General features: G+C 45.6%; 12 protein-coding genes and 1 pseudogene. 6 read left to right on the forward strand and 7 right to left on the reverse strand.

What is annotated here, in order from left to right:
• Position 1: 1 nt before the first annotated feature.
• The 4 genes from E4Z61_RS13935 to E4Z61_RS13945 all read right to left on the reverse strand — a co-directional run bounded on the left by E4Z61_RS13935 (position 2) and on the right by E4Z61_RS13945 (position 4,264).
• The gene (locus E4Z61_RS13935; RefSeq protein ID WP_135324944.1) at positions 2-721 is read right to left on the reverse strand and encodes a (Fe-S)-binding protein; all 720 of its coding nucleotides are present in this window, start codon (positions 719-721) and stop codon (positions 2-4) included.
• A gap of 571 nt (positions 722-1,292) precedes the next feature.
• A complete protein-coding gene (locus E4Z61_RS24255; RefSeq protein ID WP_276608730.1) occupies positions 1,293-1,427 on the reverse strand; it encodes a hypothetical protein in 135 nt (44 codons plus the stop codon).
• Positions 1,428-1,438: 11 nt separating this feature from the next.
• Positions 1,439-2,704: an aromatic amino acid transporter gene (locus tag E4Z61_RS13940; RefSeq protein WP_135323291.1), complete on the reverse strand. Its 1,266-nt coding sequence runs from the start codon at positions 2,702-2,704 to the stop codon at positions 1,439-1,441.
• Between the two features lie 189 nt (positions 2,705-2,893).
• The gene (locus E4Z61_RS13945; protein WP_135323292.1) at positions 2,894-4,264 is read right to left on the reverse strand and encodes a tyrosine phenol-lyase; all 1,371 of its coding nucleotides are present in this window, start codon (positions 4,262-4,264) and stop codon (positions 2,894-2,896) included.
• A gap of 777 nt (positions 4,265-5,041) precedes the next feature.
• Here E4Z61_RS13945 and symE point away from each other — a divergent pair.
• Positions 5,042-5,404 (forward strand): endoribonuclease SymE, encoded by a 363-nt coding sequence (gene symE, locus E4Z61_RS13950; protein ID WP_135323293.1) that lies wholly within the window; start codon positions 5,042-5,044, stop codon positions 5,402-5,404.
• A 42-nt stretch (positions 5,405-5,446) separates the two neighbouring features.
• Here the strand turns inward: symE and E4Z61_RS13955 are convergent, their stop codons facing one another.
• Complete coding sequence (locus E4Z61_RS13955; RefSeq protein ID WP_135323294.1) at positions 5,447-6,082, reverse strand: HNH endonuclease; 636 nt, start codon at positions 6,080-6,082, stop codon at positions 5,447-5,449.
• Between the two features lie 140 nt (positions 6,083-6,222).
• Between E4Z61_RS13955 and E4Z61_RS13960 the strand changes: the two genes are divergently transcribed.
• Entirely contained in the window at positions 6,223-7,095 is an 873-nt protein-coding gene (locus tag E4Z61_RS13960) for a phosphorothioated DNA-binding restriction endonuclease (protein ID WP_135323295.1), read from the forward strand.
• Between the two features lie 177 nt (positions 7,096-7,272).
• Positions 7,273-7,685 (forward strand): annotated as a pseudogene (locus E4Z61_RS13965) (DinB/UmuC family translesion DNA polymerase); the annotation flags it as partial.
• Here the strand turns inward: E4Z61_RS13965 and E4Z61_RS13970 are convergent.
• Both E4Z61_RS13970 and E4Z61_RS23880 read right to left on the reverse strand, forming a co-directional pair.
• A complete protein-coding gene (locus E4Z61_RS13970; protein WP_135323296.1) occupies positions 7,658-8,176 on the reverse strand; it encodes a GNAT family N-acetyltransferase in 519 nt (172 codons plus the stop codon). The pseudogene E4Z61_RS13965 and the gene E4Z61_RS13970 sit on opposite strands and share 28 nt — an antisense overlap.
• A 118-nt stretch (positions 8,177-8,294) precedes the next feature.
• On the reverse strand, positions 8,295-8,459 hold the full coding sequence (locus E4Z61_RS23880; RefSeq protein ID WP_167817556.1) for a hypothetical protein: 165 nt from the start codon (positions 8,457-8,459) through the stop codon (positions 8,295-8,297).
• A gap of 254 nt (positions 8,460-8,713) precedes the next feature.
• Between E4Z61_RS23880 and brxF the strand changes: the two genes are divergently transcribed.
• Genes brxF through E4Z61_RS13985 form a run of 3 tightly spaced genes read left to right on the forward strand, consistent with a single transcriptional unit; the run spans position 8,714 to position 15,825 of the window.
• The gene (brxF, locus tag E4Z61_RS13975) at positions 8,714-9,232 is read left to right on the forward strand and encodes a BREX-3 system P-loop-containing protein BrxF (RefSeq protein ID WP_135323297.1); all 519 of its coding nucleotides are present in this window, start codon (positions 8,714-8,716) and stop codon (positions 9,230-9,232) included.
• Entirely contained in the window at positions 9,229-12,954 is a 3,726-nt protein-coding gene (locus tag E4Z61_RS13980; protein ID WP_135323298.1) for a DUF6079 family protein, read from the forward strand. Before brxF ends, E4Z61_RS13980 begins: the two co-directional genes overlap by 4 nt.
• 48 nt (positions 12,955-13,002) lie before the next feature.
• Positions 13,003-15,825 (forward strand): DNA methyltransferase, encoded by a 2,823-nt coding sequence (locus tag E4Z61_RS13985; protein WP_135323299.1) that lies wholly within the window; start codon positions 13,003-13,005, stop codon positions 15,823-15,825.
• The last annotated feature ends 1 nt before the right edge of the window (position 15,826 follow it).

The raw sequence follows: 15,826 nt of genomic DNA on the forward strand, positions 1-15,826 counted from the left end.
CTCAGCGGCTCATCAGCACTTCAGCAATATGCATCACTTTGACCGGCTGACCTTCTCGTTGCAGTCGGCCACCAATGTTCAGCAGGCAGCTGACGTCAGCACCAATCAAATATTCCGGCTTCGCATCCATCATATGGACAACCTTCTCTTTCACCATCTCACCGGATATTTCGGCCATTTTGATCGAAAAAGTACCGCCAAATCCGCAGCAGGTGTCCTGATCGGCGAACGTTAGCAACTCCAGCCCACGCACGTTATGCAACAGCCTGAGCGGCTCTTCTTTCACGCCCAGTTTGCGGGTCAGGCTGCACGAAGGGTGGTACACCGCTCTGCCCTGCAGACTGGCACCGACATCCACCACGCCCAGTTTGTTGACAATAAAAGAGGTGAGATCCTGCATGCGTGCGGCAACCTTCTCGGCACGCAATGCCCATGCGGGCTCATCGGCCAGATACGTCGGGTAACTTTTCACCGCGTAGGTACACGAGCCTGCCGGAGAGATTATCGGGTCGTCGTTATCCTCCAGCGCAGCGATCAGGTTTTTCATCCCAGGGATCGCTTCTTTGATATAGCCGCTGTTGATAGCGGGTTGACCACAACACCCCTGCTTCTCGGGGAAATTAACGCGACAGCCGAGCTTTTCCAGCAACAATACGGAATCTCGTGCCATCCGTGATTTCAGCGCGTCACCAATACAGGTGACAAAGAAATTTACATTCACCATCAATACTCCGTTTCTGTTTTGTCCTGATGGCAATTCGGCATCAGGTTACAAAGCAAATATCGTCACCTTATTTGTATGACAAATAAAATAATCCTCCGTTCACCCGTCTCAAGCAATACCCCTTTTTATTTCTTTCGGCACCGCTCACATTTTTTTATTGAATTTCGCCACTTGCCAGAATAGTTCTAACTCTTTGTTTCATTGCGTTAATCCTGATCTCATTTATTCTCAAGGTTTTTCACCACCTAATTATGAGTATCTGATTAAAGGCTCTGATACTCATTTGTAATACATGAAATGGGGTATTTGAACAGACAGGCACATGTCAACCCGATTGCCGTGCTGGCAATTGCATTTGACGATTCAGTGAACTGAAAGGTTTACACCACCTCGCGATCGGAACGAGGCGATTGGCTTTACGATTTGTCAGCGCTGACTAAAATAGCGCCGATGTTTCAAATAGAGGATTGATGTTATGTTGTTCTGGAAAAAGATGGTGAAGAAGTTCGACGCCTTTTCTGCGTTGATCCCACCACGCTACTTCCGGGTGTAATGCCAGGCAGGCCTGTCAGCGACAGGCCTGAGTCTTATTCCCCGCTTTTTTCTTACGCAGCCCACACGTTCTTAACACCACCACCCGCAAGCGCAGCCACGCAAAGCGACAAACCAGCGGATGCTGAAACCGTAGCAATGTCAAAAACATAGAAGCTCCCGTTAACGAAACGTCGGCAGCAGACCAAACACGTCCAGCACCACCGTCAGATACACGATTCCGCCGCAGACGATCACCAGGTTGAGCACGGTGTTATTACAGGGCGCGGTATAACTGGCGGTGGGAAAACGCTTACGCGCCGCTTTTACCAGGAACGGTGGCAGGATCACGCTCCAGATAGTGAAGGCCAGACCGGCGTAGCCAATCGCGTGGACAAAACCATTCGGGAAGAAGAAGCACACTGCTGCCGGTGGGAAATAAGTTACTAGCGCAGTTTTCAGACGGCCCACGCCATTATCCGGGAAGTGAAACAAGTCGGCGATATAGTCAAACAGACCGAGGGTCGCCGCCAGCAACGAACTGGCAACGGCAAAGTTACCGAAGAAGGTCAGGATCAGATCCATATAGCGACTGGTGAATAACCCGCTGATGGCCTCGACAAACACATCGATATTGCCACCTTTGGCGATAATCGGCGGGAATTCCGAGCGGCTGATATTGCCCATCGTCACGCCCAGCCAGAAGATATACAGCAGCAGGGCAAACAGCGTGCCGATGATAATCGAGCGCGTAATATGCGGGACTCCACTCTTACCGTACAGTTTGACCAGGCTAGGCACGTTGCCATGAAAACCAAATGAGATAATGCAGAACGGCAACGTCATCAGGATATACGGCAGGTATTGCGAACCCGGTATTGCCACCGCCACGCTATCGACTAACTTTGCCACTTCAATATGGCCGACCAGTCCGGAGAAGGTTGCAAAGAATGCGATAAATTTGCCCATAATCAACACGGTAGTGATCCGCCCAACCAGCAGCGAACTGTACCAGGCAATCACCCCAACCAACATACTGACAATCACCACCGAAACATTGGCCGGAAAGCGCACACCGCTGTATTTAAATACGGTTTGTGCCATTACCGCTGATGAGCCGGAGATATAGGCATAGGTCAGAATATACAGCACAAAACCAAAAGCGATACCCACTACGATATTCCACTTCTGGCCTAATAAATCCTGAGTAAAGGTATTAAAACTGGCACCCGCACCGTAATGCAGGTTCACTTCAACCAGCATCAGGCCGGTTAATAACATCATGATGGCAACAAAAAGAAGAATGACAGAGGCGCCGGGAAACCATACGCCGGCCATCGCAATCGGCAGGGAAAACATTCCACCGCCCACGACGGTTGCGATAACCAACATGGTTCCGCTAATCAATCCGGGGGTACTACTCTGTCGCTCAATGGCATTAATATCCATGATAAATGTTCCTGTAGACTATTCGTTATAATTACAGCTGTCATTTGTACATCATGCGGATAATAAAAATGTCGGAGTCAGGGTTTGCAATTTTTTCGTTATGTCACGGTAACGGGCACCGCAAAGGCTTCCTGTTCATGGAAAAGGAATACAAAAAAGCCCCATCACAAGATGGGGCCAGAATAAGATTTAAATATAATCAAAACGTGCAGTAAAGAAGCGTAACTGCTTCGGCTCGTAAATAAACTTCAACCCGCGAATATCTTCTTTATGCTGGTAAAGTTTAATGATGCCGTCTGCTACCACGTCCATATGCGCATAGGTATATACACGACGCGGGATCGTCAGACGTACCGTTTCCAGTTTCGGTCTGTGGTGCTCGCCGGTTGCATTGTTACGGCCCGCAGAGATAATACCGCGCTCCATACTGCGCACGCCGGTCTCCACATAAATGCTCGCCGCCAGGCTCTGCGCCGGGAACTCGTCTTGGGTCAGATGCTCGCAGAAACGGCGCGCATCGAGGAATACCGCATGGCCGCCCACTGGTTCAACAATCGGCACACCGGCGGCTTTCAGCTTGTCGCCGAGGTAGCGAACCTGCTTCACGCGGTGCTCAATGTACTCATACTGCATGGCTTCACGCAGGCCAATCGCCATCGCTTCCATGTCGCGTCCGGCCAGACCACCGTAGGATGGCATACCTTCGTAAACAACGACTAACTCTTTGGCAGAAGAGAACATTTCGTCATCGTTCATGCACAGGAAGCCGCCGATGTTGACCAGACAGTCTTTTTTACCACTCATGGTACAACCGTCTGCATAGCTGAACATCTCGTGCACGATCTCTGCGATACTCTTGTTCTCAAAGCCCTGCTCTTGCTCTTTGATAAAGTAGGCATTTTCTACGCATCGGGTTGCATCGTAGAACACTTTAATGCCGTGCGCTTCTGTCAGTTCACGTACCGCACGCATGTTAGCCATCGAGACCGGCTGCCCGCCTGCGAGGTTAACCGTGACCGCCAGACAGATATAGGCAATATTCTCTGCGCCTTTTTCATCAATCAGCTTTTGTAATTTTTTAAGATCGATATCACCTTTAAAAGCAATATTCAGACCGGCATCGTGCGCTTCATCACGAACGATATCCACAAACACCGCACCATTTTTTTCCTGGTGGTAACGGGTGGTGGTGAAATACATATTTCCGGCAACATATTGCCCCGGTTTAATAGCCAGTTGCGATAACAGGTTTTCTGCGCCACGCCCCTGGTGAGTAGGAACAATATGTTTAAAGCCAAACAATTCCTGCACGGTTCTTTCCAGATGATAGAAGTTTTCGCTGCCCGCGTAGGCTTCATCACCCATCATCATTCCAGCCCACTGCTTGTCGCTCATTGCGTTAGTGCCGCTGTCTGTCAGCAGATCAATATAGATATCTTTCGAATTTAACAGGAAAGTATTGTAACCCGCTTCTTGCATTTTTATCAGGCGTTCATCACGCGGGATCATAGATACAGTTTCAACGCTTTTAATACGGAAGGGTTCTGCCGGATAATTCATTTTGTTTCTCCAGTAACAGTGGTCGTGTACGTATTAATGTGAAGTAAATCATACCTGGCTCATCAACATAGGCTGATGAAATATAACTATTCGCCGCCTGATGCAGGGGGTGAAATAATGTGGGAGCACTATGCAAGATTTAATTGATGATGGAAATAGTCCGGTCAACATTAATCACTGCCAATAATTTAAAAAGCTGTAAATGTGAGTGATGCAAATCACACGTCTTTTTTTTACCCATTCATATTCAACAAGTTTTTTCTGCGTATTGATTTGCTGTTTGCCGTTGTGTGTCTGTGGAGTGTGGAAATACTGAAAACTTAACTTTCCAGGCTGTTCTCATGATGTATTGGTGAATGAGTACACGCCATTTTGTGAGAGTCGGATCACTTCACGGGTTTATATTTGTGATTCACATCACTAAAAGTGTAAACCAAAGTGTACAAAATGCTGTAGTTTCAGAGTTTACTATTTGCTTCAGTGATTTAGATCGCATTTTAGGCCTGACGTAGATGGGCGTTATTTTCTGGAAATGGCAGGCATTTGAAGGATTCGATGGGAATGAATTTATACGGTGAATAATACCGGATTTATTGGGATAGGGAGGATTTCTATTTATTCAGAAAGCGTGCTAATCGCGCTTATTTCATCTTATTTACATCTGGACTTCCCGGATATTACTGGGGTAATTTACAGGTGTTTTTTTAGCGCGATACGAAGGTGCGCCAACACCTCCGCATCGCTAATCACAGTAACTATTATCGGAGAATAGCCATCATGACTGATACGCATTGTATTGCAGTTTCTTTTGATCCAGAAGTGCACGCCGCAGATAACCGTCGCCTGAAGGTGGGTTATGCGAGCCGTTATCCTGATTACAGCCGCACACCGGTAAAATACGTCCAGTTTCCGTCCATCGTGATGAAGGGCCAGTGGCTTAAAGCCGCCGGATTCGACACCGGCACCAGCGTTGATGTGCGCGTAATGCAAGGCTGCATCGTGTTAACCGCCCGCGCCGTCGAACCCGAAGAGTCAGAACTGATGAAATCCTTGCGTGCCGTGGAAAAGCTCTCCGCACGCAAGCAAAAGCAGGTGCTGGAGTTTATCGGGGTGATTGCGGGGAAAGCGTCGAAAGGGTGATGGATTGAGGTAAAGGCGTCTGGGGGCGCCTTTTTTGAGCCTTTAGCACAGCATATTTTTCAGTTCTTCTGGGGTATATGGCGGTATGCGCCGGTGCAGCATGGTATGACAATTTGGACACACGGGGATCAGGTCATTGATGGGATCAAGGCGGTAGTCTTCTTTAATTACCGATAAGGGTACCAGGTGATGAACATGGATAAACCCTTCGGCAATCTTACCGTAGACCTTTGACATATCGATGCCACACACTTTGCACTGACAGCCATGATGGCGAAGCGCCACCTGTCGGGCATTGCGGTCGCGCTCATAGCGATTCACGGTCACCTGAGTCGCCGCCCCCTCTATATATTCAGTTTGCGCCTCGAGCTCCTCAGGGAAGATAGTGTCGCTCACCGTTGCTGCGAGATTTTTATCCCGAACAATATGAAAACCTTGCTCAGTTAATAATCTGACGCATTTCGAACTGATACCGCCGGAGAAATCCTGAGGCGTAAACGCTTTGCCCGTCAAAAGCGTCGCTGCAATTCCGGCAATGGCTTTTGACGGATAGCGACGCCCCTGAAATTCCAGCTCGTAAAGCCGTGCCTCTTTGAAACGATGCGAAAAACCCGCGTCATAGGCGTGAATGGCCTTGATGATGTACTCGCGAGGCAGTATGTCAGGTAGTTCATTCATGGGTCAGGTTCCTTTAACCAAAGGCTTTCTGAAATAACGGCAAGCGATAAAGTGACGTCGATAGTGTATCGGCCTCACTCCCCTTGATCAGGTGATATTTTGCGAGCATCATCGCAATTATTTACCTGATAATGAAATCAATGACTTCCAGTAAAACCCTGCAACAGGCAATTGCCGACATCACCATCTGGCGTAAAGGCGAGCAGCGTGCGCCGCACAAGCCTCTGCTGCTGCTTCATGTGCTGGCGGGTTATCAGCAAGGTCACGGTCGCCTGTTTGACTACGGTTCGGAAGTTTGCGACCCGTTGCATAACCTGCTGGAGCGATTTGGACCACAGCGCGCGCAGTACCGCCCGGATATGCCCTTCTGGCGCTTACAGGGAGATGGGTTCTGGGAGCTACAAAACGCCGAGCATTGTTCAACGTCCGGCAGCAGCAAACAGCCCCCTGCCGGAGAACTGGTGACGCATAACGTTGCCGGAGGCTTTGATGAACAACATTTTGCCCTGCTGAAAAAAAGCAAAAACCTCATCAACGCCCTGGCCCAGCAAATCCTCGAGGCGCACTTCACCGAAAGCATTCAGGAAGAGATCGCGGATGAACTGGGATTTGATATCCTGCAAATCCGCAAACAGCGGGACCCGTTGTTCCGCCAACAGGTTCTGCGAGCCTATAACTATGAATGCGCCATTTGTGGCTTCAATATGCGCCACGACAGCACCTCTGTCGCCCTGGAAGCTGCCCATATCAAATGGAAACAGCACGGCGGCCCGTGCGAGATTTCAAACAGCCTGGCGCTGTGTGCAATTCATCATAAAGCCTTTGATAAAGGTTCGATTGGGCTGGATGAGAGTATGCGAGTACGAATTTCATCTGCAGTAAATGGCAGCGGTATTGTGGGCAGACTGTTCTGGGATTTCGACGGGAAGGAGATTGCTCTACCGATGATACGCGAGAATTATCCAAAAGAAGGGTTTGTAGAGTGGCACAGGAAGGAGGTGTTTAGAGGGTGAGTGCGAAGGCCGGACTCGCCTTTTCTTTTAATTTGTTGAAAATTAATGGGTTGTGAGACTTTATTTTGGAGATTTGCCCCCAGAATGGGACATAAAATTGAATGCTGCGTGGAAGATCACAAAGTTGCGTGTTTTTCACTCAGCGTAAGTTCCTACCATAACTCTAAATAACTTCATAAACTACGAGGTGAGCACCAATATTGCCGCTTTATTTCCGCCTTCGTTAAAACCTCCCCCTTCTGATTGAATGAGCCATATTACGGCAATAGCGCATCGGTGAGGCTGCTAACACCGACACAGGACAGCCGCGACATTATCAGCGCCGCAACGCGGTACCTGGACGCGATCTGGAAGGATGGCCTCCGGTACCAAAAGCTAGGGTCATGCTCGGAACTTGCAGTCAAGGTGTCGCCCTGCTCAATCACTTTAACGAAAACGCGCCGAGTGAGGACTGCACGTAATTAAAGCAGGTTATTGACCGCCTTAATGCCAAAGACGGTAAAGGCACACTTTACTTCTCTGGTCAGGGTAGGCAGATGAAGCGTGAGATGCTCTCGCCACGCTACAGTGATTTAATAATGGGCAAATGAAGACTGGCATTTCGTACAAGAAACATATTACCCGACGCGGCGGTATTTAATACATTGAACCCCCGCTTCTTTAGCATCTCGATCATTTGTGTTGATTTGGCATAACACTTCGCCTGGAAAGGCCGCTCAGCATAATGCTCAAGGATGTTATTGAGAACGGCTGTTGCAATACTGTTCCCACGATAGCGTTTGGAGACACACAACACTCGTAATTCCAGCCCCGGTTGCTCGTCAATGATGACATCCTGCAACCATATGAAACCCAGTCGATTCCCGTCAGTCCCTCGAGCTATAATATTAAAGTAATGGCCGGTATACTTCCCGGTATCTCTAACTCGGATCATCTCACGTATCTGCTTCTCAAAAGGCTTTGAGATTCGGGAATCAATAAAATTATTGGAAAAATTACCCGTCCGGGCACCTGCTGCTAGTTCATCCATGACAAACGTCAAGTCAGCTTTTGTTAATGGTCGTTGCTTAATATCCATCATCTGCTCACTTAATTCCTGTAGTGGTTACACTATTAACTCGTCATGCTATCGGTAAAATGAGATCAGCATTTTGATTCCTGACATTACCTGCAGCAGTTGAAACTGGATGCTAGGCAAATTACTCTGATTGCAAGGCACCTTCCTTCGCCAGCTTCTGCGCGCTGCTGGTGGTCAGGTCCATCCATGCCATTGCAACATCCGGCGTTAAAACGACAGGGCTACGGTAATGACTATCAAATAGCCCAGAGGGCTGCAGTAACGGTAACGATGACAAATCCCTCATTCTCATCGCCGCGGTTAGCAGCCTCTTTCTGCCTCCCTGCAAAACGGTAAAGTAAAACTGGCATTGCTTGCAACTAAGCAGGCCTAAGTAAAGTAGATTTCTCTTGCCCTCATGGTGGCCAGCTCACTATCCAATCATCAAAACAAATGAAAGCAGTAGTACGAATGACCATCAAAGTGCTCTGTTTCTATTGAGACAAGCAGTTACTAACTCGCTAGAATATGCCCATCAGTTCACGTTAAAACTTCAGATAAATGATTGGTCAAAACATCCATACTACAATCGTATCCTCGACTTACGATCTGCTTAAGGAAACCGACTCAGCCCTTTTGAGATTGTGTGACCAGGCTAGCTCGCTGGTGCTAATCGTAAACTCAACTGAACAAGGCATATTGCCTTCTCATCTGTCAGAAGAGATAACGTTGCTCGAGCTATCTGAAGAGCTATGTGTACACTTGCTTCCGCTATCGCGTGGTGATCGATCCCGTAAGGCACCAGATATCCTCGCTAAAATGCTAAATTGCATAGCGTCTGAAGTAGTATGGATTGAAAGGATTCAAATTCTATTTGAGCCATCTCTAGAACTAGATCCTTTGCGCCAGCTACAAGAGCTAGCGCGTATCAAGCCTATCATCGCTATTTGGCCTGGGCAGCTTACAGAACAATTTTTAACCTTTTCAGTTCCGGGAAGGGCCGATTATCAATCTTACACAGCGAATGAGCTGGCAAATCTGCCGATCATTCATTTTGTTGAGCAGAGGGAATATAAATGAAAAAGTACGGAGAGCTCATTCAATTTGAACCCGTCACAACTATCATCAAACTCAAGGAGTCTGCTGAACAGCACAAAGCTCAGCAGTTGGTGGCGTCTTATGTTATCTCGGACAAGATGGCACTAAAACTGGCGGACATCATCATTCCCCAGTTGCAGTTTGAAGAATCAGTTGATAACAAATCTCTCTGGGTTGTCGGTAACTACGGCTCAGGTAAATCACACCTGATGTCAGTGATCTCGGCAGTTGCTGAGTTTCCAGAACTTGCAAAGTTTATTACTAACGACAAGGTTCGCCACGCTGCGGGCAAAATTGCCGGAAAATTTAAAGTCATTCGCTTTGAGGTCGGGGCTAGCAAAAAAGCCTTTGCTGATATAGTCACAGACAACCTGACCTCCAGCTTGGCGGAAATGGGGATTGATTATCAATTTCCCTCTATGGATGAAATCTCATCCAATCACAAACCCTACTTTGAAGAGATGATGGCGCTATTTCATCAACGCTATCCAGATCAAGGTTTGCTTTTGATTTGTGATGAAATCCTCGACTACCTCCGCTCTCGTAACCAGCAGCAGCTTCCGTTGGATATGGCCATGATGCGCGTCATGGGAGAAGTGATCGATGGCACACGTTTTCGTTTTATTTGTGGCGTTCAGGAAGCCATTTTCGACAGCACTCAGCTCGCTTTTGCAACGCAAGAAGTCAAACGCATCCGTGATCGTGCAGAGCAGGTACTGATCACTCGTGACGATATTAAATATGTGGTTGCTGAGCGCCTACTCAAAAAAGATGCCCAGCAATTGCACTGGATCCGTGAGTACCTGCAACAATTCACCCCTTGTTTTGATCGCATGAATGAACGGCTCGATGAATTTGTTCGAATGTTCCCTGTTCATCCTGATTACATCAATACTTTCGAGCGTGTAAATGGGGCAGGCATCGAACAACGACAGGTATTACGTAGCCTCTCGCGGCAGATGCAGGCTTTAATGGAGCAACAAGTCCCCCTTGATAAGCCGGGCGTATTCTCTTATGACACCTACTGGGACGAGCTCAGAAGTGACCCCAGCGCTAAAACTAATCCTGATGTAGGTCAGGTCATTGATGTCGGTGAAACCCTGTTTACTCGTATTGACCAGGCCTACCCAACCGCAACTGAAATAGACTTCGCCAAACGCCTTGTCGCTGGTTTGGCAATCCATCGTTTGACTGTTGGCGATGTTTATAACGAGATGGGAGCCACTGCCGCCGAGCTGCGTGATTCACTCTGTCTCTATCTGCCTGGTATCGAGCAACTGCCTGGAGAAAAGAGTAAAAATCTGGAAACTCAGATTGTTGCTGTACTAACTAAGATTCGAAAAACCGTCAATGGCCAGTTCTTTTCAAAGAACAAGGCAAACGATCAGTTCTTTTTGGATTTGAAAAAGACTGAAGACTTTGATGCTTATATCGAAAACAAGATTCCCTTGCTTACGGATGATAGTCGTAACGGTGCCTATCGTGAAGCTATGCTGCAGATCTTGGAAGAAACTGATATGCAGCAACCCAATGTTCAGATGTGGCGGCACGAACTGAAATGGTTGGATCGCAATGTTAATCGTCCAGGATGGATGTTCCTAGGCTCGCCTAATGAGCGTGAAACTGCCAAGCCGCCGCTTGACTATTACATGTATTTCATACAGCCATACAACCCGCCAAAACAGAAAAAAGAATACATCCGCAACGATGAAGTGCTATTCATACTGCAAAATGCTGACGCAGATTTTAATCGTAGCCTGAATTACTATGCAGCCGCTGTTGATTTATATGCGTCTGCTACGGGTAATGCTAAGAATGTCTACAAACTAAAGGCGGATGGTTATCTTAGAGAGATGCAAACTTGGTTAAAAAGTCATTTCAAAGACGCTTACGTAGCCCAATACAATGGGCAAAGCAAGCCGATGATGGACTGGCTCAAAGGCACCTCGGTTCGCAACATTTCTGGACTCGGTGATAGTCAAATTGGCAGTCTCAAGGATATTTTTGAATCCGTTGCCAGCCATATCTTGGCTAATCACTTTGTTTCATTGGCACCCGAGTATCCAACTTTTAGTCAGTGGATCACTTATGAAAACATAGAAAGCGCAGCCAAAGATGCGTTAAGTGTTGTCTCCGGTGGCGCTGCGACAAAGCGAGCCAATGCCGTCCTTGACGCACTTGAATTACTAGATGGCGATAAAATTGCTCCGCTACAATCACGCTATGCCAAAGCAGTTTTAGCTGTTCTGCAAAACAAGCCGCAAGGCCAGGTCGTCAATCAGCCTGAGCTGCTTGAAGCCATCAATTCTCGCCTCTATTTTAAACCAGAAAGCTACCGATTAGAGCCGGAATGGCTGCTAGTCCTGATCGCTTGTTTAGTTTATAGCGGCGAGCTTGAGTTGGTAGTGGTCGGCCATACCCTTACAGCCAGCGATGCCGTCAAATTCAAATCCATTTCATTTGATGTACTAAAAGACTTTAAACATATCCAAGCGCCAAAGGATTTTAATGTCACCGCATTAAAATCACTGCTCACTCTGTTAGATATGAATGACGGTTTAGCTACTTCGATCCAGCAAGGTGATGAGAGCATCGTACGCGAAATGCTAAAGCGCTCAGACCAGCTGATCAACGAACTAGTCAAGGGGCAGCAGAGTGTAAAAGAACGGTTGCCGTTATGGGGACAATTAGTTCTGGAAGAAAGTGAAGAACAAACGCTGTCAACACAATTGACTGAGCTGAAAATCTTTTTGGAAACTATCCACCGCTATGACAAACCAGGTAAACTGAAAAACCTTAAGGTAACTGCTACAGAAATTGCCAATTTCCAACAAATGCTTCAGTCATGGCGAAATTTCGTGCAACTCAAAGCGGCAGTCAACGATCTGACCCCATTATGCACTTACCTAAAAGAGGCTCAGTTGGTACTGCCCGAGCAGCACATGTGGCAAGAACAAGTTAAATTAGCTCGTGATACATTAAGACAAGGTTTCGCTGACCCATCATTACGATACAATGAGAACTTCAAAACGACGCAGATCTCTGTTTTAACAGAGCTAAAAACAGAGTACGCGAAGCATTATATTGAACTCTATATACGGGCGCATCTCGACAGTAGAGAAGAAAAGACTAAATCCAAACTGCTAAGCGATGAACGTCTTGCAGAATTGGATATTTTGAGTGGTATCACATTGCTCCCAGCTCAACAACTAGCGGATTGGCGTAAAGATGTAGCACAATTACAAATAGCTAAGCCCATTGATCCTAAACATCTAGCGATGAATGCCAATCCAGCAGACTTCAATGCTCGTCAAGAGAGCGGGAAGGCACCGGCCAGTGAACAGCTAAAGAATCTGGAGCAACGGCTCGATAGTTTACAAAGTGATTGGCATAGTAATTTGAATAGTCTTCTCGATGACCCGTTCATTAACCTTAGCCTGCTTAAACCAGAGCAGGCACAGTTACTTCGTGATTTTATTCAGAATGGTCAGCTCCCTGAGCCGCTTGATACAAACTTTATACAAGCGGTAAATCAAGTGCTGGCAGGGTTGGAAGAGCTAAGAATAAACTCAGCTGACTTTATTAATGCCCTCGGAAAAGGCCTTCCCCAAAGCCGTGACGAAGTAGCTGAACGCTTTAATCGGCTGCTCGACAAACTTTGTCAGGGTAAAGACATCAATAAAGTTCGTATTGTTATCGATTAATTTATACGGGCGGGTACGATTTAAGTCGTACCCGCTATAGGAAGCACCATGAAACAAGACACCTTATTCTCAAGTGATAGCACGCCGCAGTCACAAACAGCGGACCCAGTAACCTGTTTGGGAAAAACTTTCACTAACGACCAAGAACGCCGCGAATATTTTCTGGCATTGTTGGCTGAAAAGCTCAAAGATCCAGAATTTCGTAAAATTGAAGGTTTTCCCATCGGTAACGATGACGATATATTAAATCTAAGCGATCCTCCATATTACACCGCCTGTCCTAATCCATGGATTGGCGATTTTATTGCAGAGTGGGAGGCACAAAAGCCTGCATGCGACGAAGAATATCATCGAGAACCTTTTGCTGCAGATGTCAGTGAAGGGAAAAATGATCCTATTTATAATGCCCACTCTTACCATACCAAGGTACCTCATAAGGCCATTATGCGATATCTCCTGCATTATACAAATCCAGGAGATATCGTTTTTGATGGCTTTTGTGGCACTGGAATGACTGGTGTTGCTGCCCAGATGTGTGGAGATAAGGAGGCGGTCGCTTCACTAGGTTATCAAGTCAAAATTGATGGCACTATTTTACAGCAAGAGATCGATGAAAACGGTGAAATTATATGGAAAGCATTTTCAAAATTAGGGCCAAGAAAAGCAGTACTAAATGACTTATCTCCTGCGGCAACATTTATAGCCTATAACTATAACGCACCTGTAGAGATTCAGTCTTTTGAACAAGAAGTACAACTGTTATTGCAAGAAGTAGAAAAACAATATGAATGGATGTATGTTACAAAACATACAGATGGGCAAATAGGTAAAGTTAACTACACTGTTTGGAGTGAAGTATATTCTTGTCCAGGGTGCTCCAATGAAATAATTTATTATAAAGAAGCATTCTCTGAAAGAAGTGATGGTATAACTACGTACTCAGATATATTTAAATGTTCACATTGCAATATATTAGTCGCTAAAAAACCTTCAAAAAATTCAGGAGCTAGTGCGCTTACTCGGGTTTTAATAACCGAACATGATGCATCATCCTCAGTAATAAAAAAACAAAAAAGAGTTCCTGTTAAAATAAATTATAGCATTGGAACAACAAGGTATGAAAAGTTTGTTGACACTGATGATTTGAAAAAAATTGAGGAATCAGAAAAATTCATCCTTAAATCTATTCTACCTATATTTAGAATGCCAGAAGGGGATGAGTGTAGACGTAATGATGATGAAGGCATTACGCATGTACACCATTTCTACACGAATAGAACCCTAGCTATAATAACTCAAATTATTAAAAGATGTAATTCTAAACATATTGATTTTATTATTGGAAGCATGTTACCCAAGTTGACAATAATGAACCGCTACATGCCGCAACATGGCAGCCGCGCACTGGTCGGACCAATGGCAAATACTCTTTATGTACCACCGGTCTCCGTTGAAAATAATCCCTTAGAGCAATTCAAATTCCAGTTTAAGAAAGTTATTCAAGCCCTCAATAACAAATCAGGCTCTGTCATTACAAATCAAGGCATCCAATCTGCAAAAATAAAGCCGGAAAGTATTGACTACATATTTATTGATCCGCCATTTGGCGCCAACATAATGTATTCTGAATTAAACTTTATTAGAGAGTCATGGTTTCGGGTATTCACAAATAATAAACCAGAAGCAATTGAAAACAAAACACAAAAAAAAGATGGAGACACATATAGATCTCTGATGTGTGAAAGTTTTAAATTAGCTTATACATCACTCAAACCGGGAAGATGGATCACCGTTGAGTTTTCGAACACTAAAGCATCTGTTTGGAATAGTATACAAAATGCCCTTTCAGATGCAGGATTTATTGTTGCTGCTGTCACAATGTTAGATACTGCTCGAGGAGGATTACATGCAATGTTAGGCCCTACAGCAGTCAAAAACCCTCTGGTTATAACTGCTTATAAACCTAATAGCGGATTCGAGACGAGATTTGAAACTGAGGCCATTTCCGAAGAAGGGGTATGGGATTTTATTCGTACTCATTTAAAATATTTGCCTGTTTCAAAAATTCAAAATAATACTATCCAAATAATTTCTGAACGAGATCCACGTATCCTCTTTGATCAGCTCATTGCTTACTATGTACGCAAAGGTTATCAAGTTCCTTTGGATAGTAAAGAATTCCAAATAGGTCTTATGCAGCGCTTTTTTGAACGTGATGGCATGTTCTTTCTTCCTGAGCAGCTCGCCGAATATGATAAAAAGAAACTCTCATCTGGTGAACTCATTCAGGCATCACTTTTTGTTAAAGATGAAGCCTCGGCTATTGCATGGTTACGCCAGCTTCTAAAAAACAAACCCCAAACTTTTGCAGATATTAATCCTCAGTTTATGCAACAACTGGGTGGATGGAGCAAAAACGAAATTGTTCTGGATTTACGGGAACTGTTGACTCAGAATTTCCTTTGTTTTGACGGCCAGGATGAAGTACCTGATCAAATTCACAGCTATCTCTCTAGCAACTGGAAAGAACTACGTAACCTTCCGAAAAACAATCCAGCATTAGTTGCCAAAGCTAAGGATCGTTGGTATGTCCCCGATCCTAATAAGGCAGGGGATTTGGAAAAGCTACGAGAAAAATCATTACTTAAAGAGTTTGAAGAGTACAAAGATATCAAGAAAAAGCTCAAAGTATTCCGTATCGAAGCCGTGCGTGTTGGCTTCAAGAAACTATGGGAACAGCAGGAATTCACCACCTTAATAACTATTGCTGAAAAATTGCCAAATAATGTATTGGAAGAAGATCCTGTTCTGCTGATGTATTACGACCAAGCAGTAACCTTAAGCCAAATCGATACCGATGATGAGTGGTGAT

It is taken from the genome of Citrobacter tructae (assembly GCF_004684345.1).
In the GTDB taxonomy this organism is placed as follows: domain Bacteria; phylum Pseudomonadota; class Gammaproteobacteria; order Enterobacterales; family Enterobacteriaceae; genus Citrobacter; species Citrobacter tructae.